Source organism: Croceibacterium salegens, from assembly GCF_009827435.1.
Lineage (GTDB): Bacteria > Pseudomonadota > Alphaproteobacteria > Sphingomonadales > Sphingomonadaceae > Croceibacterium_B > Croceibacterium_B salegens.
Genome location: NZ_WTYM01000057.1, coordinates 99,852 through 122,051 on the forward strand (window position 1 = coordinate 99,852; position 22,200 = coordinate 122,051).

Consider the following 22,200-nt stretch of genomic DNA (forward strand, 5'->3'; position numbering starts at 1 on the left):
AGCGAAGTCGTTGGTCGATTCGACTCAACGTTTCGTCGGCAGCCGTAGTTCCGCCCTGAGGCCCCCGGTGGGGCGGTTCTTGAGGACAAGCTGGCCGCCATGCTGCTCGGCGATCGCCCGGGCAATCGTCAGCCCGAGCCCGGCGCCGCCCGTCGTACGGTTGCGCGAAGCCTCGCCGCGCTTGAACGGTTCGAGCATCGAAGCGATCTCGTCGGCGGGTATCCCGGGTCCGACATCGTCGATGCGGATGACCGCGATATCGCCGTTTTGCATCAGCGAGACTTTGGCCTTTTCACCGTAACGCACGGCATTGCCGATAAGATTGCGCATGGCGCGGCGCAGCCATGTCGCGCGCACCGGCGCGGCGACGCGCGGTCCGTCGACCAGTTCGACCGGTTCGTCCATGTCCTCGAACTCGCCGACCACGTCGGCGGCGAGGGCGCCGAGATCGGTCTGTTCGAGCGGATCGCTCGGCCGTCCGACACGGGCAAGCGAGAGAATATCGTCGAGTGTCCCGGTGATGTCCTCGATGGTGCGCGCCATGCGGTCGCGCTCGGCTTCGTCGGGCACCGATTCGATGCGCACGCGCAGGGCGGCGAGCGGCGTCTTGAGGTCGTGGCCGATAGCCCCGAGCATGACGTCCTTCTCGTCGAGCAGCGCGGCGATGCTTGCTTCCATGGCATTGTGCGCGGCGATCAGCCTGCGCGTGTCCTCCGGACCGCTCGGTTCGAGCTGGCCGTCGGTCTCGCGCCTTTCGGCGAAAGTTTCGAGCCTCCGGGTAAGTGCGGCAAGCGGCCTGGTGATCCGGCGCAGCAGGATGCCCAGCCCGCCCACGAGGACGACGTAGAGCAGCAGGGTCTGCATGATGACCGAGCCGATGCCGCGCGGATCGGGCCTGGGCACGGGCACGCGCGCGACGAGCCAGTGGTTGTCGCCCGGCTTGCGCAGGCCCGCGACGATGAGGTCGCCGTTCTTCCAGTCCTCGTCGCTGCGCCAGCGCGAACGCTCCTGCAAGCGGGCAACGACGAAGGGATCGGAATGGACGGGCCGGCTGGTCACGACGAGTTCGCCGATCGCAACGCCCTGTTCCTCGAGGATCTGCCGCAGCAGGTCCTCGCGCTGTTTGCTGCGCTGTTCGCCCGCGTGCAACGGGGAGGAGGTCGTGTCCTCCAGCCGCAGGCGGCGCCACATCCGGCCACGCTCGCCGAGCGGTCCGGGCACGTCGGATGAGCGGTAGTCGATGCGAGGTTGGGCCACGAGCTGGAAGGCGAGGCCGTTGGCGGCGCCGAATTCGCGCCGCGCTTCCTGTGCGCGGTAGATCAGTACGGCGGAAATGGCCTGCGCCACCAGCAGCGCGACGGCGACCGCGAGCAGCATCTGGCCGTGCAGGCTCTTCGGCAGGAAACGGCGCATTAGTCGCGGTCCGAGGCAACCCGGCGGACATCGGCAGCGAGGCGATAGCCTCCGCCCCAGACCGTCTGGATGAGCTTGGGATCGCGGCTGTCGGTTTCCATCTTGCGACGCAGGCGGCTGACCTGGTTGTCCACCGCGCGGTCGAACAGGTGAGCCTCGCGGCCCTGCACCATGTCGAGCAGGCGGTCGCGGTCGAGGACCTGGCGCGGGTGGCTGACGAAGGCGACGAGCAGGCGGAATTCGGCCGAGGAAATCGGCACCACCGCGCCGTGCGGATCGGTCAGCTTGCGCTTGAGCGGGTCGAGCATCCAGCCGTCGAATTCATAGAGCGCGTCCTCTTCGGGCGGCGGTCCGCCCTTCGAGATCCGGCGCAGGACCGAGCGGATGCGGGCGACGAGCTCACGCGGCTCGAACGGCTTGGGGACGTAGTCGTCGGCGCCGATCTCGAGCCCGACGATGCGGTCCATCGCCTCGCCCTTGGCGGTCAGCAGGATGACCGGGAGGTTCTTCGATTCGGTCAGGTGGCGGCACAGCGACAGGCCGTCTTCGCCCGGCATCATGATGTCGAGCAGGACGAGGTCGGGGGTTTCCTCGAGCAGGGCCGATCGAGCCTTGGCCGCGTCCTCGGCCTGGCGCACGACGAACCCCTGGCGGGTCAGGTAGTCCGCCAGGGGTTCACGCAAGCTCGGTTCGTCGTCGACGAGCAGCAGGCGCGTTGGTGCCGACTCCGTGCTCACGATCTCAATGCCCCCTCTCGGCCCGTTAGCCGGCGCGTTGTGTACGGCGCTCACGCCATTTGTCACGCATGTTGTCGCGTCTGGCCTTGCGCTCGGCAGCTGTGACGACACCGTTCTTGTCGGTGTCGGCCGCATCGAAGCGAGTCAGGGCGGCGGTTTCGAATTCGGCCAGCGTAATCGCGCCGTCGTTGTTCGCATCGGCACCGCGGATCAGGCCGCGCATGCCGGGACCGCCGTGCTTGCTGCGCATGGCCATCCGCGAGGCGTCACCGTCCGGGCCGGGGCCGCGGCGGTCGGTCCGCGCCTCGCCGCGCTGGTCGCGCCGTGCGTCGAATTCGGCAAAGCTGATCGAGCCGTTGTGATCGGTGTCGAGGCGGTCGAAGGCCTGCCTTTCGCGCGCTTCGCGGTCGGCCTTGTCGAGCTTGCCGTCGCCGTTCGCATCGAGGCGCTGGAATTCCTGCGTGGTGCGCTGTTCGACGGCGGCGCGGGTCAGGTCGCCCTGCGGGCCGGGTCCGGGCAGGCCTTCCTGCTGGGCGAGGACCGCGGTCGAACCGGTCAGGGCGATGGCGCCGGCGAGCAGCGCGAGGGTCAGTTTACGCATGGTCGGTCTCCGTCATCGGATCGGGTTGAGCAACGGGGCACCCCGCTTAAGGGGGGGAGGTCCGCGGCAGCCCCGTCACTCTTGATGCCGGTTCTAGGCTGCCAATGTCGCAGGGATTTGCCGGAAGCGGGCAAAAGTGTCGCAAATTGTCCGCCGGCGGACGCGGCGTTCATGCGCCCGCAAGTCGCACGGCTCAACGCGGGCGGTGCTGGGTTCCCATGCCGGCGGTAACGAAGACCGCGCTGGCCTCGCCGTCGATATCGGCGGTGTGCCAGGTGCCCGGCGGGTTGATGACGTATTCGCCCGGACCGATCGTCACCTCGGCGGCTTCCCCGTCGGGAAACTCCTGGTGCAGCGTCATGCTGCCCGCGGTGCACAGCACCACTTCGCCGCCCGCCGGGTGCATTTCCCACATCGGCCAGCTCTCGGTGAAGGTGTACATCGCCATGACCCGCGCCTCGTTGCCGTCGGCGGCATGGCGCTCGGCGTAATCGGCGTACCACTGCATCGCCCGCTCATCGCGCGGGAACTCGGGCTGCTCGATGGCGGTGGCACCGAGACCGAGGTGGATCGGATAGGTGTCGAGCCGCGGCATCGCTACTGCTCCTGCGGGGGCATGAAGAAGGCGACCAGCTTGTTGCCGTCCGGGTCGCGGAAATAGGCGGCGTAGAACGCCTCGCCGCGCGGCCCGGGTGGCCCCTCGTCGCTGCCGCCGTTGGCGAGGGCGTGGTCGTAGATCTGGTGGACCTTGTCCGTGCTGTCGACGGGAATGCCGAACATCGAACCGTTGCCGCCGGTCGCGGGCTCGCCATTGAGCGGTTTGATCACACCGATCATCGCGCCCTTGTCGGGCGTGCTCCAGGTGATCACCCGGTCGGTTTCGAAGGCGCGTTGCGCCCCGACGATCCCGGCGATTACATCATAGAACTTCCCCGCCCTTTCGAGGTCGTTGGTCCCCATGGTCGCATAGCCGAGCATCGTCTTCTCCCCTTGCCCCGCGTCAGATCGGCGCGCAGGCCGCTTCGAGCCAGGCGAGGTCCTCGCCGCTGAGCTGCGGTGCCAGCACCTCGAGCACGCGCGCGTGATAGCCGTTCCACCACGCCACGTCTTCCCCCGACAGCATGTCGAGATCGACCAGCGTGCGGTCGATCGGCACCAGCGTCAGCGTTTCGAAGCCGAGCCACTCGCCCTCCATGGCGGCAATCTCGCGCTTCTCGACCAGCACCAGGTTCTCGATGCGGATGCCGAAATGGCCGGCCTTGTAATAGCCCGGCTCGTTCGAGAGGATCATTCCGGCCATCAGTTCCTGGTCGGTCCCGGCCTGCCCGCCGCGCGGCTTGGCGATGCGCTGCGGCCCCTCGTGGACGCTGAGGAAGCTGCCGACGCCGTGGCCCGTGCCGTGCGCATAGTCGACGCCCGCTGCCCACAGGAACTGTCGCGCCAGGGTGTCGAGCTGGGCGCCGCTGGTGCCTTGCGGGAAGGTCTGCAGCGCCAGCGCGATGTGGCCCTTGAGCACGCGGGTGTAGCGGTCCTTGTGTTCGGCCGTGGGTTCTCCAGGACCGATCCACACCGTGCGGGTGATGTCGGTCGTGCCGTCGCTGTACTGGCCGCCCGAATCGACCAGGAATACGCTGCCGGGATCGATCGGCAGGTCGCTTTCCTCGTCGACCTTGTAGTGCGGGATCGCGGCATGCGGGCCGGCGGCGGAGATGGTGTCGAACGAGAGGTCCCTGAGCAGCCCGGTCTCTTCGCGGAAGGCCTGCAATTGCGCCGCGGCGCTGAGCTCGGTTTCGCCGCCCTTGGGCGCTTCATTTTCGAGCCAGCGGAGGAACCGCGTCACCGCCGCGCCGTCGCGGGCCTGCGCATCGCGTTGGCCCTGCTGTTCGACCGGGTTCTTGATCGCCTTGGGCAGGATCGTCGGGTCGCGCACCGCAATAGCGGTCGCACCGGCGACTTCGAGCGCCTGGAAGATCGCCGCGACGCCGAAATTGGGATCGACCGCGACCTTCTTTCCGCCGAGTTCGCCGAGCGCCTTCTCGAAGTCGAGGCGCGGACGGATCGTCACCGCGTTGCCGAGGTGCTTGGCCAGTTCCGGGGTGACCTTTTCGGGCGCGATGAACAGTTCGGCGGTGCCGTCGTCATGCGCGATCACATAGGATAGCGCGACCGGCGTGCGCTCGACGTCCGAGCCGCGGATGTTGAGCAGCCAGGCGATCGAATCGAGCGCGCTGATGACGGTCGCATCGACGCCCTGCGATTTCATCCAGTCGGCGACCTCGGCGCGCTTCTCGGCGCTGGCGCGCCCGGCGTTGGCGTTGGTGTGGACCACCGCGACCGCCGCCGAGGGTTCGGGCCGGTCGGCCCAGACGGCATCGATCGGGTTGCTCTCGACCGCGACAAGCTCGCCGCCGATCTTCTTGAGCGCGCTGGCCGTGCCCTGAGCCCAGCCGCGCGAGTGCAGCCAGGCATCGAAGCCGATCTTCGCGCCTTCGGGCGCATTGGCCTTGAGCCACTCGGCCGGGCTCGTCTCCATGCTCGACTGGTATTCGTAGAGCTTGCCGTCGACCTGTTCGCGGACCTGCACGGTGTAGCGGCCATCGACGAACATGGCGGCCTTGTCTTTGAGCACCACGGCGGTCCCGGCGCTGCCGCCGAAGCCGGTCAGCCAGGCGAGGCGCTGGGCGTAGCCGCCGACGTATTCGCTCATGTGCTCGTCGGAAATCGGGACGACGAAGCCGTCGAGCCCGCGCCGGCCAAGCTCCTTGCGCAGCGCGTCGAGACGGGCTTCGTGGGTTTGCATCAGCATTGCGGGACGACTCCGGTTTCGAATGTAAGCATGTCCGGGCTGTAATCGCATCGGGCGCTTGGTTCCAGTGCAGTGGTCCTTCCATCGCGCGGCGAAGCGGCTACATGGGCGGCCATGAACGATACCATCCCGCTCGCGCCGCCGGTTGCCGCGAAGAAGCCCTCTGCCGTCACTCACCACGGCATCACCGTCAGCGACGATTACGCCTGGTTGCGCGATGCCGGATATCCCAAGGTCGAGGATGCGGAGGTGCTCGCCCACCTCGCCGCCGAAAACGCCTGGTTCGAAGCGCGGATGAAGCCGCACGAGGAGACCGTCGAGGCGCTGTTCAAGGAAATGCGCGCGCGTATCAAGGAGGCCGACAAGTCGGTGCCGCAGAAGGACGGCGACTGGCTCTACTGGATCGAGTTCGAGGAAGGCGCCGAATACAAGAAGTGGTGGCGCAAACCGGTCGCCGGCGGGGATGACGAGCTGATCCTCGACGAAGTCGCGCTGGCGGAGGGCAAGGACTACTTCCGCCTCGGGGCGCTGTCGGTTTCCAATGACGGCAAGCTGCTCGCCTATTCGGTCGACGACAACGGCTCGGAACGCTTCACCGCGAAGATCAAGGACCTCGCCACCGGCGAACACCTCGCCGACGAAATCCCCGGCACGCTGTCCTCGCTGGTCTGGGTCGCGGGCGACACCGGCCTGGTCTACTCGCTTGCCAACGAGAACTGGCGCACCGACAACGTCCGCCTGCACTGGCTCGGCAAGCCGATCGACACCGATATCGAGCTCTACCACGAGGACGACGAAGGCTTCCGCGTCGGCGCTTCGCTCTCGGCGCAGGAAGACTGGATCGTCATGGCCGCGGGCGATCACGAGACGAGCGAATGCTGGCTGGTGCCCGCCGCGGATCCCACCGCCAAGCCCCGGCTGGTCAAGGCGCGACAGAAGGGCGTCGAATACGACGTCGACGTGCGCGACGGCACCGTCTGGGTCCATGCCAACGACACCCACGAGAATTTCCGCGTCGCCACCGCGCCGTTCGACACGCCGGACAAGTGGGAAACGCTGATCGAGGGGACGGATCAGCTCTATCTCACCGGCTTCGAGCTGTTCCGCGACTTCTACGTCATCGAAGGGCGGCTCGGCGGGCTCGATCGGATCGAGATCCGCTACTACGACGACCCCGCCCGCATCGAGCCGGTCGAGTTTCCCGAGGCGAGCTACAGCGCCGGGACCGGGAGCAACCCCGAATACGAGCAGACCGTACTGCGCATGTCCTACGAGAGCATGATCAGCCCGGCGAGCACCTACGATTACGACGTGGCCACGCGCGAGCTGACGCTGCTCAAGCGGCAGGAGATCCCCTCGGGCTACGACCGAGACCTCTATGCCACCGAACGGCTCGAGATCGCCGCCCGCGACGGCACACCGATCCCGGTCAGCGTGATGTACCGCAAGGACCGCAAGAGCCCCGGACCGCTGCACCTCTACGGCTACGGCGCCTATGGCATCGCCATCCCGCCGGGCTTTTCGACCACGCGGCTCAGCCTCGTCGACCGCGGCTTCGCCTATGCCATCGCCCACATCCGCGGCGGGGACGACTTGGGGCGCGCCTGGTACAAGGCGGGCAAGCTCGAAAGCCGGGTCAACACCTTCACCGATTTCGTCGACGTGGCGCGCGGCCTGATCGACCGCGGGCTGACCGAGGCGGGGCGCATTTCGATCTCGGGCGGCTCGGCTGGCGGCGAACTGATGGGCGCGGTGGTCAATTCGAACCCCGAGCTGTGGGGCGCGGTCGTGGCGCACGTCCCCTTCGTCGACGTGCTGGCGACGATGCTCGACGCCTCGCTGCCGCTGACGCCGGGCGAATGGCCCGAATGGGGCAACCCGATCGAGGACCAGGCGGCGTTCGAGCTGATCCGCTCGTACAGCCCCTACGACAACGTGCGCGCGCAGGACTATCCGCCGCTGCTCGTCACCGCCGGGCTCAACGATCCGCGCGTGACCTACTGGGAGCCGGCCAAATGGGTCGCCCGCCTGCGCGAGATGAAGACGGACGGCAACGAACTGCTCTTGAAGACCAACATGGGCGCGGGCCACGGCGGAAAGTCCGGGCGGTTCCAGAGCCTGCACGAAACGGCCGAGGAATTCGCCTTCATCCTGTGGCAGATGGGCGTCGAGGGCTGAGAATGGCCAACACCTACACTATGACCTTCATCGCCTTGCCCGAGCACATCGACGAGATCGGGCACGTCAACAATGCGGTGTGGGTCCGATGGATGGAGGATATAGCCACGGCTCACTGGATGGCGGATGCCGCGCCGGAGCATGTGGCGGCCTATGCCTGGGTCGTGACCCGACACGAGATCGACTATCGCGGCAACGTCAGCGAGGGGGACGAGGTGATCGCCACGACCGAGATTCGCGAAGGGCCAAGCGGCGCGCGGTTCGACCGGCATTTCACCTTCACCGATTCCGCCGGCAAGGTGCTCGTCAGGGCGAAGACGACCTGGGCGATGGTCGAACGGGCGACCTGGCGGCTGATGCGCGTGCCGAAGGAAGTTTCGGCCCCGTTCCTGGCTGGCAGCGACTAGCCGGCAGCCTGCTTCCTGCGCCGGCGTTCCCGCGCGCGCGGCACGAAGAGCGTGAGCTTCTCGCCGACAGTGCGATTGCGCCCGTTCTGCTTGGCTTCGTAGAGCAGCTGGTCGGCGCGCTCGTAGATCGACTGGAAACTGCCTTCCATCTTCGCATCGGCGGGAAGTTCGACCATGCCCATGCTGGCGGTGATCATCCGGTCCAGCCCGCCGACCTTGGCGGCGACCTGCGTGGGGATTGCCTGCCGCCGCCGCTCGGCGCGCCCTGCGGTATCGGCTCCGCGAAGGAGGAGCATGAACTCCTCGCCGCCCATGCGGAAGGCGAGGGTATTCCGGTCGGGCGCGAGGGCGATTGCCACGGCGCGCAACACCTCGTCGCCGCGAGCATGGCCGTGGGTGTCGTTGATCTGCTTGAAGCGATCGAGATCGACGATGGCGAGCGTGCTGAACCCTTCCGAGCGCAGGACATCCCATCGCTCCTCGATCAGGCGGCGGTTGAGCAGTCCGGTGAGCGAATCCCGCTCGGACAGCCGTTCCAGCAGCCGCGCCTCGGTCTGGGCCTCGTCGCGCTGGTTCTTGAGCGCCATGAAGCGGTCGGCCACACCCAGCGTGGTGGCAATGATGTCGAACACGCAGCCGAAGTAGAACAGCATCATTGCCTCGGTCGGCTGGAGCAGCAGCGTAAGCTGGCCGAGCTCGCGGATCACTCCCACAGCCAGCATCGGTAGCCAGCCGATCAACTGGAACTTGGCGGCGCGGCTTCCCCGCCGCAGGGCATCGACCACCATCCAGAACAGCAGCGCGAGGATCGGCAGGTATCCTGCATAGTAGAGATCGGTCTGCACTTCGCGGGCGACGAACGGGAAGAAGGCATGTCCCGCGCTGATGGCCAGCGCCCAACATGCCGCCCAGGGCAACGATCGGCGAAGGACAGGGTGCAGCTTGCCGGGTTCGATGAAGCTGTAGGCGAACATCGCCCCGGCCACGACCGCCAGCCCGAAGGCCAGCGAGGTGAGCTTGCTCAGCGTCGGGACCGCAAGGTCGACGATGTAGGTCGAAAGCCCGGAATTGACGAGGATCGTCAGCAGCAGCGAGAGCGCCAGGGCGCTGTGCCACAGCACGAAGCGCTCGCGCAGGATGCGGTAGAAGACGGCGTTGAAGATCAGCGGCAGCACCAGCATGCCGCACAGCGCGGACAGCAGCAGCAGCAGTCTTCTCCCGCCCGGATGGTCGCCCGGGTCGTTCGGCGCAATGTGGGCGTCATGCAAGGCCACCTGGTGAGTCGCCAGGTCGAACGCGGCCACTACCTCGCGCGTGTCCGGGCCGATGGTTGGCAGCGGAGCCTTGACGAAACCGCCTGTCTGGGCGGGCAGGAGCTGCTCGTTTGCATAAATGGCCGAGCGCACGGCTCCGTCTGCATCGATTGCCAGGAGACGCACATTTTCGAGCGGACTGCGTCGCGTGACGAGAAAGCGCGGCAATGGCTTGCTGCGGTCAATTCCGAACCGCAGCAGCGTCCGTTCCGGCTCAAGCGAAACCTTCCTGTCGCGGCAGTTCCAGCGGTTAGGATCTGCGACGACACTGGCGATTGGCTCTGCGAGGTCGGAAGTCGCGACGCAGTAATCGCGGGTGGCGAGGGAATCGGGAGGAGGAGCGGGGCGAGCAGGTGTGGCGGCGAAAAGCGCCCACAGCACGGCCGCGGGCACGAGAAGCACCCTGAATATCGCCCCGATCCACATGGATGGGACCCTAAATACCGTTGGTTATCGGGCAGTTAAGCCGAGGGCGACAAATACCCCTAAGCGAGCAGTTCCGCGACCGGCTTCAGCTCGTATCCCAGCTCTGCAGCCACCGCCGGATAAGTTACCTGCCCCGCGTGGACGTTCAGCCCTTCGGCCAGGTGCGGGTCTGTCCGCATGGCTTCCTTCCAGCCGAGGTCCGCGATCCGCAGCGCATGCGGCAGGGTCACGTTGTTGAGCGCGTAGGTACTGGTGCGGCTGACAGCGCCGGGCATGTTAGCGACGCAGTAGTGCACGATCTCGTCGATCAAGTAGGTCGGATCGTCGTGCGTGGTCGCGTGGCTTGTCTCGAAGCAGCCGCCCTGGTCGATCGCGACATCGACCAGCACCGAGCCGGGCTTCATGCACTTGAGCATGTCGCGCGTGACGAGCTTTGGTGCCGCCGCTCCGGGGATCAGCACCGCGCCGATGATCAGGTCGGCCTCGCAAACCGCTTCCTCGAGGTTGGCCTGGTTGGAAAAACGGGTCTTCGCCCGCGCCTCGAAATGGGTGCCGACCCGCTCCAGAACTTCGGGATCGCGGTCCATGATGGTGACGTCCGCGCCCAAACCCGCGGCCATCTGCGCCGCGTTGAAGCCGACCACGCCGCCGCCGATAACGATGACCTTGCCCGGCATGACGCCCGGCACGCCGCCGAGCAACACGCCGCGACCGCCGTGGGCCTTCTCCAGCGCGGTGGCCCCGGCCTGGATGCTCATGCGGCCCGCGACCTGGCTCATCGGCTTGAGCAGCGGGAGACCGCCACCCCGGCCGGTCACCGTTTCGTAGGCAATGGCGGTGACGCCCGACTGGACGAGATCGGCGGTCTGTTCGGGGTCGGGGGCGAGGTGGAGGTAGGTGTAGAGGATCTGCCCTTCGCGAAGCATTGCCCGCTCGCCAGCCTGCGGCTCCTTCACCTTGACGATCATCTCGCACTCGGCGAACAGCAACTCCGGCCCGTCCTTGATGGTCGCGCCGGCGGCAATGTACTCGGAATCGCTTGCCCCGATGCCGAGTCCCGCGCCGCTTTCGATCCACACCTCATGACCGTGCGTCACCAGTTCCTTGGCACTCTCGGGTGTCAGGCCGACGCGGTATTCGCGGTTCTTGATTTCCCTGGGGCAACCGATGCGCATGGCAATCTCCTCGTATGCGAGAGGCCGTTACAAGTGAAACCGGTTGCACGCAATGGGACGCCGGCAGCCGCCTCATCAACGTAGCTTGTCCACAAGTTATCCCGCCGGGAAACAATCGCTGTCACGCCGCTGTAACATCTCGCGCCTAGCGGGCCGGAACGTCACATCATGGACATACGAAAGTCAGGATAAAGTCATATGACTGCAAGAAAAATGCAGACTTCGGTGCTCGCGTTGGCAGCAGCATGCGCCTGGGCGGTCCCGGCGCAGGCCGAAGATGCCGATACGGCCGCGCTCCGGCAGCAGCTCTCCGAAATGCGCGCGCAAATGGCGGCGATGGCGGAGCAGATGAACGCCATGCAGAGCCGCCTCGACTCAGCGCAGGCCAAGGCCGAGGCCGCCGAAGACGCGGCCAACGATGCCGCCCAGACCGCGCAAGTCGCGGCGGCGACCGCCGCCGACGCCAAGGCCGAGAGCGACACCACCGGTGCTTTCGCCAAAGCCGCCAAGTGGGCCGCCGACACCAAGATTTCGGGCCGGATGTATTACAACGTCAGTTCGGTCAACGCGAAGGACGCGGCCGGCAACAAGGTCGAGAGCGACGGCGGTTTCGAGCTCAAGCGCTTCTACCTCGGCGTGGACCACAAATTCGACGATACCTTCGCCGGAAACGTCACGATGGACGTCAGCCCGGTCGACAACGGCGGCAAAGCCGTCGGCTACGGCTTCTACATCAAGAAGGCGTACCTCGAAGCCAAGCTGGCCAAGGAACTCAAGCTTCGGCTCGGCTCGGCGGACATGCCGTGGATCCCCTACGTCGAGGGCGTCTACGGCTATCGCCACATCGAGAAGACCCTGACCGACCTCGACAGCTTCGGCACCTCGGCCGACTGGGGCGTCCATGCCTCGGGCGATTTGGCCGATGGCGTGGTCAGCTACCAGGTATCGGCCGTTGACGGTGCCGGTTACCGCGAGCCGAAGTTCACCGAGACCATCGATTTCGAAGGCCGAATCTCGGCCAAGTTCGGCGGGTTCAACGTCGCCGTCGGCGGATACACCGGCGAGCTCGGCAAGGACGTGACCGGCGCGGCGCCCTATCGCACCGCCACGCGCTTCAACGCGATGCTGGCCTACAAGGACGAGATCGCCGGCATGCCGGTAACGATCGGCGGCGAATACTTCACGGCGAAGAACTGGAAGGTCCTGCAGGCTGCGCCGAAGGACAAGGCCGAAGGATACTCCCTGTTTGCCTCCATCGCGCCCGTCGAGCAATGGAGCGTCTTCGGCCGCCTCGACCACATCGAGCCGTTCAAGAACTCCGCCCCGCTCATGCAGGACGATTTCATGATGTTCGGCGTGCAGTTCAGCCCGGCGACGATCGTCGACTTCGCGCTGGTCTACAAGCGCGACAATGCCGACGGCGGACTCAAGATCGGCAACCTCGGATCGGGCCAGGAAAAGCGCGACGAGGTAGGACTTTACGGCCAGTTCCGCTTCTGACCGGCATTTGTCACCCCTCTGTCACACAGCAAGCATAACGAGCCCCAGAAAACCAAGCAGGAACCTCCCATGAAACTCTCGAAAACGATTGCCTTCGCTACCCTCTCGGCCCTCGCTCTGACCGCCTGCGGCAGCAATAGCGGTGGCGGCGGCGCGCGCGACTCGATCCACGCCGTCGGCTCCTCGACCGTCTATCCGTTCGCCAAGGCCGTTTCGGAAGCCTTCGCCCGCTCCAACCCCGACTTCAAGTCGCCGCTGATCGAATCCACCGGCACCGGTGGCGGCATGAAGCTGTTCTGCGCCGGCGTCGGTGCGGAAACGCCCGACATCGCCGATGCCAGCCGCCGCATGAAGGCGAGCGAATTCGCCGACTGCCAGGCCAACGGCGTGACCGACATCATGGAGATCCAGGTCGGCCTCGACGGCATCGCCTTCGCTTCGGCGAAGGACGGCATCACGATGAACCTGACCCCGGCGATCGTCTACAAGGCGCTGGCCGCCAGGCCCTATGGCAAGGAACAGACTGCCAAGACCTGGCGCGACGTCGATCCCTCGCTGCCCAACGACCCGATCCTCGTTTACGGCCCGCCGACCACCTCGGGCACGCGCGACGCGCTCAAGGAACTGATCCTCGAAAAGGGCTGCACCGCCGATCCGGCGATGGAAGCGCTCAAGGAAGCGGACAAGGACCAGTTCGACCAGACCTGCACCGAAGTCCGTTCCGACGGCGCCTATGTTGACCAGGGCGAGCAGGACAACCTGATCGTGCAGAAGATCGAGAGCAACACCAGGGCCGTGGGCGTGTTCGGCTACTCGTACCTCGAGGAGAACTCCGACAAGCTGCAGGACCTGCCGATGAACGGCGTCCCGGCGACCTACGAGAACATCTCGAGCTTCAAGTACCCCGGCGCCCGCCCGCTCTACATCTACGTCAAGAAGGCGCACCTCGATGCCATTCCGGGCCTCAAGGAGTTCCTCAACGAGTGGACTTCGCAGTGGGCCAAAGGCGGCCCGCTGGCCAAGATCGGCCTCGTCGCCGCGCCTGACGACGTTCTCGCCAAGAGCGCCGCGACGATTGCCAACGGCACCACCCTTACCGCCGACGACCTCAAGTAAGGTCTTCGGTGTACCCGGAGGCGGCGCGGACAGTATCCCTTTGGTCCGCGCCGCCGACCGGCTTCCGGTTTAGTTGAACAGCGACAGGTCGATCGAATCCCCGACTGCCTTGAGCCCGGCGTCGGAGCCGTGCAGGTGGTCGCCCATGTGGTAGCCGTCGCGCATCTGCTCGGTATCGGCCGGGTCGGCGAAGGCGAGGTCGATCCGCGTCACGGCGTCGAACGCGCCGCCGTTGACGATCCAGTCGTTGATCGCCTGCCGGGCCTTTTCGCCCTCTTCCGACCAGTAGCTCGCACCCTTGTACGGGCCGATCGGTGCGCCGATCACCTTGATACCGGCCTCATGCGCGCGGGCGATGAGCTGCTTGTAGCCGGCGATCATCTGGTCGACGTCGATCTGCGGCTGGTCGAGCGTGAAGGCGGCCCCGCCCGGACCACCGCGCTGCGGGCCATAGCGGTTGCCGATGTCGTTCACGCCCTCGAACACGATCATGTACTTCACGTTCGGCAGGCTCAGCACGTCCTCGTCGAACCTGCTCAGCGCGGACTCGCCCATGCCCGGGCTGAGCACGCGGTTGCCGCTGATCGCCTGGTTGGCGACCGCCCATTCCTTGCCCGCGGCCTGCAGCCGGTTGGCGAGGATATCGGGCCAGCGGCGGTTGGCGCCGGGGGTCGAGCCGACCCCGTCGGTGATCGAATCGCCATAGGCGACGATGGTGCCGAGCGCGTCGGGCGAATCCACCTCGACGCCCGACAGGAAAGCACGGAACTGCTTCCTGTCGGCCGGCTCGAAGCTCTTGCCGACGAAGTTGCCCGGCGGGCTGACGGCAAGCTCGTCCGTGCCGGTCAGGTGGCAGGTGCAGGCGCCGGTGTCCTCGGGCAGGTACATTTCGACCTTCATCCGCGCGAGGTCGGGCAGGTCGACGTCGACGACATCGGAGACGAACGGCGAACCGCGCGGGATCACCGCCCCGGCCTCGCCGCCGAAGGTCAGCGTGCGGCCGGTGCCCGGCACTTCCTTGCCGGCATCGTCGATCTGCGCGATCCGCGCCGCGCCGATCTTGAGCGGGTGGGGGCCATAGCGGTTGGAGAAGGTCACCCGCAGCTTCGATCCGCCTTCGCTCACGCGGACGACCTGCGTGATCGTGACGTTGTCGTAGCTCGCCGCGGCGAACGGCCCTTCGGTGGACAACGGCGCGTGCGGCGCGGCGGTCCAGCTGGCCACCCACTTGGCGTCGGCCGGCGAGGTGGCCACGGCCAGCATTGCGGCGGCGCCAGCAAGGCTGAGTTTCGTAATTCGCATTGAAAAAGCCCTCCCAAAAATCTCAATTCGGCAAGTAACTTAGCCCTTGTAAACCCAGTACTCCGGCCCCCAGCGCTCCTCGAGTTCGGCGAGGCACTCGACGTGGATTTCGCGCACGCGGGCGGCGGGCATGAATTCTGCCGGGTCGATTTCCTCGATCTTGAGCGTTGACTTGTCCTCGTAGAGGTGCTCGCCCTTGAGCAGCGCCTTCTCGTCGTAGGGCCAGATGAAGGCCTGCAGCGAATGGACGAGGTAGAGCCCGTCGTCCTTGAGTCCCTCGTGCCCGACCTTTGCCAGCTCGGCGCCGGTCGACATCTGGTGGAACCACATCTCGTCGGCAATGCCCCAGTCGGCCACCGCGACCTTGTCGCCCGAGTTCCACAGCACGATCTCGCCGATGCCCGAGTAGAAATCGAACACCCCCTTGGTGCCGTGGACCTGGAACGGCGTCGCGCCCCAGGTGATGTGGTAGACCGGATCGGGCGCCATCATGTCGGGCGCGGTGATCTCCTCGAACATGCTCGCGCCTTCGAGGTGCACGTGGCGGCAGTAGTTCTTCAGGATCGCCTTGTGCAGCGGGTCGGTGACCTTGTTGTGCAGTTCGATCGACGGGTCCATGCAGCGATAGACCTCGGCTTCGTATTTCGATGCCATGTGGGTTCCTCTCCTTCGCGGCATTGATGGCACATGGAGGGCGCGGGAGAAAGCGCCTGAGGTGACTGGCACGGACCGGGTGTTTCACGGTCCAGCGGTGAAAACGTCCGGTCCGTGGAGTTTACGCCCGCTTGACACATCTGACAGTGTCCTGGGCCAAAACTCTGCGGGCCGAAATTTACGCTGTCCTGCACTCCCTTTGTGCTTGAAGGGCCCGATCCGCTGTCTGTTCTGTTCTGGGGATGCGGATCGTGACTGCCCTGCCGGGATCGACAGGCGCGGTAGCGTAATCGTCAGGGTGATCATCTCCCCAAGGTCGAAATTAACCGTCTTGGGCAAGACTCCCAAAATGTAGACAAAAGCGGAGAGGGCAAAATGTCCGTACTTGCCATACGCGCGCATGAGCGTTTTGGCGTCTATCGGAGAGTCTTCCTCCGCAAGAATCGCACCTGCGCAGGTGTCGGACTACTGATCCAGCAATCCCTCGGTGGGTGCAGGGTAGGAAGCCTCGAAGAGTCAGAGTTCTGCAAGGGCGACCAGGTGAACTTCTGGATAGAGGGGCATGGCCGAATTGCCGGCGAGGTGTGCTGGTCAGGCAGCCATGGCGTAGGCCTGTGCTTTGACCAACCGCTTGAACAGGGCGACTTGCTGCACTTGTCAGAATTGGTGAGAAGCGAGCCCGAAGCTGAAGCGCAGGTCTTGCGCTTATTCGGCACCTGACTCGCGCGAGCGCAATGCAACCAAGGAATGGGATGCCGGCAGCGGACTGTCGGCTAGCGAACTAATTTTGGACGCTCTCGATTTCTGAAAGGCCAAAATCATTGCGTTGCTACCTCGGCGTAGGGTGAGTGATAGTATCTTCAACCGGCGGAAAGCGCGCCACGATACTGTCCACGACAGAGGGATGAAGCGGGGCGAGGAACCCCATTCCGGCTTTACCATCCTGAGTCCAAGCGACGAATCCTGCTTGTATTTCCAAATTGGCAAACTTTATCGAGTAAATTCTTTCCAAGACCGGGTGACCGTGTCTTATTGTGATTGCACAGCCTTCCTCGGAAATATCATCGATTGTGCCCCGGCAAAACGAGCCTTTCGCATCTTTCATGATTGTCTCAACGTGCGTTTCACGTCGAGAACTCGATCGTCTGTTTGGTTGAACTTCGTCGGTTTGGCTCATCTCAGCCCCGCTCGTCGCTTTGAGCTTAGTAGGACATGAATCAATTTCAACCATATAGATTCTCCTTTCTACGCTGACATGTCGTCGACCAGATTAGGCAAATCATAAATGCCGCGGTGGTGTCTCTCTTCCACCCTTTTCGTGACTTTATCGACAAGGCTGGTCATTGCCTCGAGCGGACCAACCGCTAATGACCGCGATTGCGGGCATTGATTGTTGGCTGCATGATTACCGCATGAAGCGGAGAAGATTTGTGATGTCAGGTGGAGCCCGAGCGCTATTTGGCGTTGTGGGTATCGTTTTGTTGACAAGCGAAATGCACAATATTGGGTGGGGCAAAATAATAACGACGGAACGCCAGTCAAGATGGCGGAACATCCTAGCGCATTCTGGTTGTACATTGTGTTCAAGGCAATATTAGGAATTGCAGACGTCTACGCTTTTGTTTTTGGGATTAAGAAAGCCCGGTCAGGAATGACAGCTTTCCACGCAAGAGCAGACCAAGTAGCCGTCAAGCACGCGGTGGCTGCCTGCGATAGCTGAGCGCCTCCGCGACGTGGATGCGGCCGACGCTTTCTGACCCAGACAAGTCGGCAATCGTGCGCGCCACCCTCAGGATGCGGGTGTAGCCGCGCGCTGAGAGGCGCATCGCCTCGGCGGCCTGCATGAGGAGCTTGCAGCCCGCGTCGTCGGGCGTGACGAAGGATTCCAGCCCCTCGCCGTCGAGGTCGGCGTTGGTGCGGGCGCCCGTCCGGTCCTTGCGCGCGGTCTGGACGGCGCGAGACGCGGCGACCCGCGCGGCGACTTCGGCGCTGCCTTCGGCGGGCGGGGGCAGGGCGAGGTCGGCGGCACTGACCGGGTCGACCTCGACGTGGAGGTCGATGCGGTCGAGCAGCGGGCCGGAAACCTTGCTCTGGTAGTCGGCGGCGCAGCGCGGGGCGCGGCTGCAGGCGAGCGCGGCATCGCCGAGGTGCCCGCAGCGGCACGGGTTCATCGCCGCGATGAGCTGGACGCGCGCGGGGTAGGTCACATGGGCATTGGCCCGCGCCACGCTGACCTCGCCGGTCTCGAGCGGCTGGCGCAGCGAATCGAGCACCGCGCGCTGGAACTCGGGCAGTTCGTCGAGGAAGAGCACGCCGAGGTGCGCGAGGCTGACCTCTCCCGGCTTCACCCGCAGCCCGCCGCCGGTGAGCGCGGCGATCGAGGCCGAGTGGTGCGGGTCGCGGTAGGGCCGGCGGCGGCTGATGCGCCCACCCTCGAGCGTTCCGGCGACCGACTGCACCATCGAGGCTTCGAGCGCCTCGCCCGGCGTCATCGGCGGCAGGATCCCCGGCAGGCACGAAGCGAGCAGCGACTTGCCCGCGCCCGGCGGCCCGATCATCAGCAGGTTCAGGCCCCCAAAAGCGGCCTGTCCGCTAACGACCCAATTGCGGACGCTTTCTGAAACTGCTCCATTTGCTCGACGAACTGTTCGCACCAAGGGGAGATTATGGCCGCGCTTACAATCCGGCTCAAGGCAGCGACATTGGGCTTTGGTATTACGGTTGCGCCGTTAGCTATCGTTGCAACTGCGCACCTAACTTTTATGCCGCAGATCGTCGCGGCTATGGAAGGACTGGACAGTAACGATCGAGCTCTGGCGGTTTCGTTCTTGCGAAGGGATTGGTTTGCGCAGCACGGTATAGTGGCAATATTATTTGCCATTTACTGGGTGATAACGGCGGCGCTCGGAAAAGAACAAATTCTAAGGGCCAAGGCTGCCAATAGCATCCTGGCCTTTTGCGTTGCCGCATATCTGACAATAACTTTGTACTTCATCTTCGTTCAGTGGCCCGACGGACTAACGTTCGTATGCCCGCTTCTCGGTATCTCTGACGCAGACGCGCCCCCCTTCGGCTTCGACGTCCCGTCATCATGCGATGCTTTCGTCTACGCGGCCAACCAAATGATATTGTTGGGACTGGTGGGATTGATCGCACCCCTGATCATAAGCCTAGTCGTCCGCATAGTTTCATCTCGCCGCGCATATCAGCTAAAGGATGAGGCTCCTCCATCCTTGCTTGAATGACTGCTTTCCACCCATTAGCTGACTTCGGGGGCTGACTATGTAACACCCGATAGTCGCCGTTCCTGTGTGGGTCTTTACAACACAACAGGAGCAGGTTCAGGCCCCCAAAAGCGGCCTGTCCGCTAACGACCCAATTGCGGACGTTGACGCACCTGTCCTAATGTCGTCCTCATGGACAATGGACAAGCCGGTGTGTGCGACCGCTTTGGCGCGGAGTTTCATCCAGCCCACCCCAACTTGAAGCTGGGGTTGGCCTTGGCGACCTTGGGCCGAGAACCCATAAACGGCCTTCGTCATCCTCCGACGGGCGATACGACCGGCTGGTATGTCTGGGCAGGAGAGAAGCTCTCGACCGCAGCGGATTTTTTCCAGTCGGTTCACGCCGACCATCTCAATGAAATTTTGCCAAGGATAGTCCCCTATCTGGGACTAGCACCTGGATGGCGTTTCCAAATCGCGCCTGACCACGAAGATGTGTGGTTTGACGCGAGTTTGATAAACGCGAGGTAGTGTCCTCTTTCCACCCATTAGCTGACTTCGGGGGCTGACTATGTAACACCCGATAGTCGCCGTTCCTGTGTGGGTCTTTACAACACAACAGGAGCAGGTTGTGTCCGCCCGCCGCGGCAATCTCGAGTGCCCGCTTGGCGGTTTCCTGTCCCTTGACCTGCCGAAGGTCGGGACCGCCCTCGGGTTCCTCCGCCTCGCCCGGCTGCGGCTCGGGCAGGGACTGCACGCCCTTGAGATGGTCGAGAAGGCTGACGAGGTCGGGGGCGGCGCAGACGGGGATGCCGCTGGCCCAGCGCGCCTCGGCCCCTTGCCCTGCTGGGCAGATCAGCCCCTTGTCGCAGGCGCTGGCATGGAGTGCGGCGAGCAGTACGCCGGGACTTGGCACGACTCGTCCGTCGAGCGCCATTTCGCCGACCGCGATTCAGTCGCCGAGCTGTTCGGCGTCGGTCACGCCCATCGCCGCGAGCAGGGCGAGGGCGATCGGCAGGTCGTAATGGCTGCCTTCCTTGGGCAGGTCGGCCGGCGAGAGGTTGATGGTGATGCGCTTGGGCGGTAGCGCCAGCCCCATCGCGGCGAGCGCGGCCTGGACCCGCTCGCGGCTTTCGCCCACCGCCTTGTCGGGCAGGCCGACCACGTTGAAGCGCGGCAGGCCCCGAGCGATCTGGCACTGCACCTCGACGGCGCGCGCCTCCAGCCCGAGATAGGCAACCGTCGATACCAATGCGACCACGTAATCCCCCTGATTTCTGAATGTGATAGCGGCAGGACCGGGGATGTCGAGGGGCGACGAGGGACGATCTTCAGGTTCGTCCTTGCGACCCCGGCCCTGTGCCGGGGGAAGCAATCCAGGGCGGCACTGTGCCGCGCTGGATTGCCGCGCCGCCTTCGGCGGCACGCAATGACGAAGGAAAGGGAGCGAGAGTTCCTCCCGATATGGTGAATCCGCCGGCAACCCTTTGCCTTTACCGCTGCGTGACGGGCGCGGGCCGAGGATCGGGCGATGCGCTGGATCGGATCCTTCGTCCTGGCTCTTGCCGCTTTCGCCGCCGCTCCGGCGCAGGCGCAATCGCGCACGGTGGTCTATGTCGAAGAGTGGGTCGAGGTCGGCAATTCGGCCACCCGCTTCGTCATGCCGCCCGCGGTGCAGGCCGACGAACGGGCCATCGCCGCCTACGGACCGTTCCGCGTGCTCGACGATCGTACCGCTGCGCTGGTCGGATCGACCGACGCGCGTACCCCGGGCCTGTTCGCGGCGATGATGCGCGATTTTCCCGGCATCGTACGGCTCGACATGATCGAATGCGCTGGGACTGCCGACGACCGTTCGAACCTGCAGCTCGGCCGGATGATTCGCGCCGCGGGGCTTATGACCCGTGTTCCCGACGGCGGTTCGGTCCGTTCGGGCGGGGTCGAACTGTTCCTTGCCGGTGCGAATCGCGAGGTCGACGACGGCGCCGAGTTCGCGGTCCATGCCTGGCAGGACGAGGACGGCTTGCAGGCTTCCGACTATTCGGAAAGCGCGTCGGAAAATGCCAAGTATCTCGTCTATTACCGGGAAATGGGTATGAGCGCCGAGCAGGCCCGGGCCTTCTACGCGATGACCAATTCGGTGCCGTTCGAGCAGGCCCGCTGGATCGACGCAGGCGAGATGCGGCAGTGGATCGGTCAGGACGCACGGGCCAGCGCGCCAAAGCTCGCCTATCTTGACTTGGGGCTCTTGCTCAACTAACCGCGCGCCCACAGTTGAGGCCGCCTTAGCCGGCGGCCGTTTTTATTGCATTCGAGGACATACCCCATGAAGCGCACTTTCCAGCCGAGCAATCTCGTGCGCAAGCGCCGCCACGGTTTCCGCGCCCGCAAGGCCACTGTCGGTGGCCGCAAGGTCCTGCGCGCCCGTCGCGCCCGCGGCCGCAAGAAGCTCTGCGCCTGATTTGTATTTCGAACGCCCATCCGGGCGTTCGTCCTCGCTAGGCGGGCAGCAAGCTGTCCCCGCTGCGGACGTGCGTTCGCGCTTTGGCTGCCGCAACCAAGAACGAATCATAGCTGATTGGCGATGAAACGGTCCGCGACCAGCGGACCGCAAGGCCGACTGGCCGCCCGCAGGTGCCCCGGAGCGTAGCGAAGGGAACAGCACCGAGGACGCCCGCCCGGATGGGCGGGCACGAAACAAAAGATTCCCCCTCGCGCGAATCGCTCCCTATCTAGCCCCCACAATGAGCGAGCCGCTCCACACCATCCGCAAACGCGCGGACTTTCTTGCCGCCAACCGGGGGCTGCGCAACGCACGTGCTGGTTTCGTGCTGCTGACTCGCGGCAACGAGGGGCAGGGCAAGCGCTTCGGGGTCACCGTCACCAAGAAGATCGGCAATTCCGTCGTCCGCAACCGTATGAAGCGGCGCTTTCGCGAGCTGCTGCGCGCGGCGTTGCCGGGCGAGGGGCTGGCCGATACCGACCACGTGCTGATCGGCCGCGAAGGCGGGGTCGAGCGCGATTTCGCAAAGATGCGCGACGAACTTTCGCAGGCGCTCGCCCGGGCGCGCGAGGGCAAGGGCGACCCGGCCCGCAGGCGCAAGCGGTGAAACAGGCATTGATCTTCGTCGCGCGCGCGTGGCAGCTGGGTCCGAGCCGCGTCCTGCCGCCTTCGTGCCGTTACCAGCCATCGTGTTCGCAGTACGCTATCGACGCATTGCAGAAATACGGGGCGATCAAGGGTGGATGGATGGCGATCAAGCGTATATTGCGCTGCCACCCTTGGGGGGGACACGGGCACGACCCGGTGCCTTGAGTGGGTCGCATGAGTTCGTAACTAGGGATCTT

22 protein-coding genes and 2 pseudogenes are annotated in these 22,200 nt (G+C 65.1%); 11 read left to right on the top strand and 13 right to left on the bottom strand.

Annotated features, from left to right (window positions below):
* Window positions 1–24: 24 nt before the first annotated feature.
* The 6 genes from GRI89_RS14665 to GRI89_RS14690 all read right to left on the bottom strand — a co-directional run bounded on the left by GRI89_RS14665 (window position 25) and on the right by GRI89_RS14690 (window position 5,557).
* Window positions 25–1,413, bottom strand: a complete 1,389-nt coding sequence (locus tag GRI89_RS14665; protein WP_159797257.1) for an ATP-binding protein — start codon at window positions 1,411–1,413, stop codon at window positions 25–27.
* Window positions 1,413–2,150: a response regulator gene (locus GRI89_RS14670; protein WP_328598280.1), complete on the bottom strand. Its 738-nt coding sequence runs from the start codon at window positions 2,148–2,150 to the stop codon at window positions 1,413–1,415. Before GRI89_RS14670 ends, GRI89_RS14665 begins: the two co-directional genes overlap by 1 nt.
* 25 nt (window positions 2,151–2,175) lie before the next feature.
* Window positions 2,176–2,751 carry an EF-hand domain-containing protein gene (locus GRI89_RS14675; protein WP_159797261.1) on the bottom strand — a complete coding sequence of 192 codons (576 nt, stop codon included), beginning with the start codon at window positions 2,749–2,751 and terminating at the stop codon, window positions 2,176–2,178.
* Between the two features lie 193 nt (window positions 2,752–2,944).
* Window positions 2,945–3,346, bottom strand: coding sequence for a cupin domain-containing protein (locus GRI89_RS14680; protein WP_159797263.1), 402 nt, complete (start codon window positions 3,344–3,346; stop codon window positions 2,945–2,947).
* A gap of 2 nt (window positions 3,347–3,348) precedes the next feature.
* A complete protein-coding gene (locus GRI89_RS14685; RefSeq protein ID WP_159797265.1) occupies window positions 3,349–3,729 on the bottom strand; it encodes a VOC family protein in 381 nt (126 codons plus the stop codon).
* 22 nt (window positions 3,730–3,751) lie between these two features.
* The gene (locus tag GRI89_RS14690; RefSeq protein ID WP_159797267.1) at window positions 3,752–5,557 is read right to left on the bottom strand and encodes an aminopeptidase P family protein; all 1,806 of its coding nucleotides are present in this window, start codon (window positions 5,555–5,557) and stop codon (window positions 3,752–3,754) included.
* A 114-nt stretch (window positions 5,558–5,671) separates the two neighbouring features.
* Between GRI89_RS14690 and GRI89_RS14695 the strand changes: the two genes are divergently transcribed.
* Both GRI89_RS14695 and GRI89_RS14700 read left to right on the top strand, forming a co-directional pair.
* Window positions 5,672–7,735 (top strand): S9 family peptidase, encoded by a 2,064-nt coding sequence (locus GRI89_RS14695; protein WP_159797269.1) that lies wholly within the window; start codon window positions 5,672–5,674, stop codon window positions 7,733–7,735.
* A gap of 2 nt (window positions 7,736–7,737) precedes the next feature.
* A complete protein-coding gene (locus tag GRI89_RS14700; protein ID WP_159797271.1) occupies window positions 7,738–8,142 on the top strand; it encodes an acyl-CoA thioesterase in 405 nt (134 codons plus the stop codon).
* Here the strand turns inward: GRI89_RS14700 and GRI89_RS14705 are convergent.
* Window positions 8,139–9,848, bottom strand: coding sequence for a sensor domain-containing diguanylate cyclase (locus GRI89_RS14705; RefSeq protein WP_201290948.1), 1,710 nt, complete (start codon window positions 9,846–9,848; stop codon window positions 8,139–8,141). The two genes, GRI89_RS14700 and GRI89_RS14705, sit on opposite strands and share 4 nt — an antisense overlap.
* 92 nt (window positions 9,849–9,940) lie before the next feature.
* Window positions 9,941–11,056 (bottom strand): alanine dehydrogenase, encoded by a 1,116-nt coding sequence (gene ald / locus GRI89_RS14710; protein ID WP_159797275.1) that lies wholly within the window; start codon window positions 11,054–11,056, stop codon window positions 9,941–9,943.
* Window positions 11,057–11,254: 198 nt separating this feature from the next.
* Here ald and GRI89_RS14715 point away from each other — a divergent pair, with 198 nt between their 5' ends.
* A complete protein-coding gene (locus tag GRI89_RS14715; protein WP_159797277.1) occupies window positions 11,255–12,556 on the top strand; it encodes a hypothetical protein in 1,302 nt (433 codons plus the stop codon).
* Between the two features lie 69 nt (window positions 12,557–12,625).
* Window positions 12,626–13,672 carry a substrate-binding domain-containing protein gene (locus tag GRI89_RS14720; RefSeq protein WP_159797279.1) on the top strand — a complete coding sequence of 349 codons (1,047 nt, stop codon included), beginning with the start codon at window positions 12,626–12,628 and terminating at the stop codon, window positions 13,670–13,672.
* Between the two features lie 69 nt (window positions 13,673–13,741).
* Here GRI89_RS14720 and GRI89_RS14725 read toward each other — a convergent pair whose 3' ends face one another.
* Both GRI89_RS14725 and GRI89_RS14730 read right to left on the bottom strand, forming a co-directional pair.
* On the bottom strand, window positions 13,742–14,974 hold the full coding sequence (locus tag GRI89_RS14725; RefSeq protein WP_159797281.1) for an SGNH/GDSL hydrolase family protein: 1,233 nt from the start codon (window positions 14,972–14,974) through the stop codon (window positions 13,742–13,744).
* Window positions 14,975–15,013: 39 nt separating this feature from the next.
* A complete protein-coding gene (locus tag GRI89_RS14730; protein ID WP_159797283.1) occupies window positions 15,014–15,628 on the bottom strand; it encodes a hypothetical protein in 615 nt (204 codons plus the stop codon).
* A gap of 375 nt (window positions 15,629–16,003) precedes the next feature.
* Between GRI89_RS14730 and GRI89_RS14735 the strand changes: the two genes are divergently transcribed.
* Window positions 16,004–16,348, top strand: coding sequence for a hypothetical protein (locus GRI89_RS14735; protein ID WP_159797285.1), 345 nt, complete (start codon window positions 16,004–16,006; stop codon window positions 16,346–16,348).
* Between the two features lie 109 nt (window positions 16,349–16,457).
* Here the strand turns inward: GRI89_RS14735 and GRI89_RS14740 are convergent, their stop codons facing one another.
* Complete coding sequence (locus GRI89_RS14740; RefSeq protein ID WP_159797287.1) at window positions 16,458–16,859, bottom strand: PilZ domain-containing protein; 402 nt, start codon at window positions 16,857–16,859, stop codon at window positions 16,458–16,460.
* Window positions 16,860–17,316: 457 nt separating this feature from the next.
* A pseudogene (locus GRI89_RS14745) lies at window positions 17,317–18,213 on the bottom strand (YifB family Mg chelatase-like AAA ATPase); the annotation flags it as partial.
* 81 nt (window positions 18,214–18,294) lie between these two features.
* Between GRI89_RS14745 and GRI89_RS14750 the strand changes: the two are divergent.
* Together GRI89_RS14750 and GRI89_RS18420 are read left to right on the top strand one after the other, a co-directional pair.
* Window positions 18,295–18,873 (top strand): hypothetical protein, encoded by a 579-nt coding sequence (locus GRI89_RS14750; RefSeq protein WP_159797289.1) that lies wholly within the window; start codon window positions 18,295–18,297, stop codon window positions 18,871–18,873.
* Between the two features lie 171 nt (window positions 18,874–19,044).
* The gene (locus GRI89_RS18420) at window positions 19,045–19,383 is read left to right on the top strand and encodes an immunity protein Imm33 domain-containing protein (protein WP_456236778.1); all 339 of its coding nucleotides are present in this window, start codon (window positions 19,045–19,047) and stop codon (window positions 19,381–19,383) included.
* 85 nt (window positions 19,384–19,468) lie between these two features.
* On the opposite strand, the pseudogene GRI89_RS14755 reads toward GRI89_RS18420, so the two are convergent.
* A pseudogene (locus GRI89_RS14755) lies at window positions 19,469–20,113 on the bottom strand (magnesium chelatase domain-containing protein); the annotation flags it as partial.
* A 270-nt stretch (window positions 20,114–20,383) separates the two neighbouring features.
* Between GRI89_RS14755 and GRI89_RS14760 the strand changes: the two are divergent.
* The 4 genes from GRI89_RS14760 to yidD all read left to right on the top strand — a co-directional run bounded on the left by GRI89_RS14760 (window position 20,384) and on the right by yidD (window position 22,168).
* A complete protein-coding gene (locus tag GRI89_RS14760; RefSeq protein ID WP_159797291.1) occupies window positions 20,384–21,112 on the top strand; it encodes an alpha/beta hydrolase in 729 nt (242 codons plus the stop codon).
* A 66-nt stretch (window positions 21,113–21,178) separates the two neighbouring features.
* On the top strand, window positions 21,179–21,313 hold the full coding sequence (gene rpmH, locus GRI89_RS14765) for a 50S ribosomal protein L34 (RefSeq protein WP_159797293.1): 135 nt from the start codon (window positions 21,179–21,181) through the stop codon (window positions 21,311–21,313).
* A 283-nt stretch (window positions 21,314–21,596) separates the two neighbouring features.
* Complete coding sequence (gene rnpA, locus GRI89_RS14770; protein WP_159797295.1) at window positions 21,597–21,962, top strand: ribonuclease P protein component; 366 nt, start codon at window positions 21,597–21,599, stop codon at window positions 21,960–21,962.
* Window positions 21,959–22,168, top strand: coding sequence for a membrane protein insertion efficiency factor YidD (gene yidD, locus GRI89_RS14775; RefSeq protein ID WP_328598281.1), 210 nt, complete (start codon window positions 21,959–21,961; stop codon window positions 22,166–22,168). The genes rnpA and yidD overlap by 4 nt, the downstream gene beginning before the upstream one ends.
* The last annotated feature ends 32 nt before the right edge of the window (window positions 22,169–22,200 follow it).

What these genes read in the sequence shown, in the direction of transcription:
- GRI89_RS14695 (WP_159797269.1), top strand. Translation starts at nt 5,672, where the DNA reads ATGAACGATACCATCCCGCTCGCGCCGCCGGTTGCCGCGAAGAAGCCC.
- rnpA (WP_159797295.1), top strand. Translation starts at nt 21,597, where the DNA reads ATGAGCGAGCCGCTCCACACCATCCGCAAACGCGCGGACTTTCTTGCC.
- GRI89_RS14760 (WP_159797291.1), top strand. Translation starts at nt 20,384, where the DNA reads ATGCGCTGGATCGGATCCTTCGTCCTGGCTCTTGCCGCTTTCGCCGCC.
- rpmH (WP_159797293.1), top strand. Translation starts at nt 21,179, where the DNA reads ATGAAGCGCACTTTCCAGCCGAGCAATCTCGTGCGCAAGCGCCGCCAC.
- GRI89_RS14690 (WP_159797267.1), bottom strand. Translation starts at nt 5,557, where the DNA reads ATGCTGATGCAAACCCACGAAGCCCGTCTCGACGCGCTGCGCAAGGAG.
- GRI89_RS14685 (WP_159797265.1), bottom strand. Translation starts at nt 3,729, where the DNA reads ATGCTCGGCTATGCGACCATGGGGACCAACGACCTCGAAAGGGCGGGG.
- GRI89_RS14740 (WP_159797287.1), bottom strand. Translation starts at nt 16,859, where the DNA reads ATGGTTGAAATTGATTCATGTCCTACTAAGCTCAAAGCGACGAGCGGG.
- GRI89_RS14675 (WP_159797261.1), bottom strand. Translation starts at nt 2,751, where the DNA reads ATGCGTAAACTGACCCTCGCGCTGCTCGCCGGCGCCATCGCCCTGACC.
- GRI89_RS14720 (WP_159797279.1), top strand. Translation starts at nt 12,626, where the DNA reads ATGAAACTCTCGAAAACGATTGCCTTCGCTACCCTCTCGGCCCTCGCT.
- GRI89_RS14730 (WP_159797283.1), bottom strand. Translation starts at nt 15,628, where the DNA reads ATGGCATCGAAATACGAAGCCGAGGTCTATCGCTGCATGGACCCGTCG.
- GRI89_RS14665 (WP_159797257.1), bottom strand. Translation starts at nt 1,413, where the DNA reads ATGCGCCGTTTCCTGCCGAAGAGCCTGCACGGCCAGATGCTGCTCGCG.
- GRI89_RS14735 (WP_159797285.1), top strand. Translation starts at nt 16,004, where the DNA reads ATGTCCGTACTTGCCATACGCGCGCATGAGCGTTTTGGCGTCTATCGG.
- GRI89_RS14750 (WP_159797289.1), top strand. Translation starts at nt 18,295, where the DNA reads ATGGCCGCGCTTACAATCCGGCTCAAGGCAGCGACATTGGGCTTTGGT.
- GRI89_RS14725 (WP_159797281.1), bottom strand. Translation starts at nt 14,974, where the DNA reads ATGCGAATTACGAAACTCAGCCTTGCTGGCGCCGCCGCAATGCTGGCC.
- GRI89_RS18420 (WP_456236778.1), top strand. Translation starts at nt 19,045, where the DNA reads ATGGACAATGGACAAGCCGGTGTGTGCGACCGCTTTGGCGCGGAGTTT.
- ald (WP_159797275.1), bottom strand. Translation starts at nt 11,056, where the DNA reads ATGCGCATCGGTTGCCCCAGGGAAATCAAGAACCGCGAATACCGCGTC.
- GRI89_RS14715 (WP_159797277.1), top strand. Translation starts at nt 11,255, where the DNA reads ATGACTGCAAGAAAAATGCAGACTTCGGTGCTCGCGTTGGCAGCAGCA.
- GRI89_RS14680 (WP_159797263.1), bottom strand. Translation starts at nt 3,346, where the DNA reads ATGCCGCGGCTCGACACCTATCCGATCCACCTCGGTCTCGGTGCCACC.
- GRI89_RS14700 (WP_159797271.1), top strand. Translation starts at nt 7,738, where the DNA reads ATGGCCAACACCTACACTATGACCTTCATCGCCTTGCCCGAGCACATC.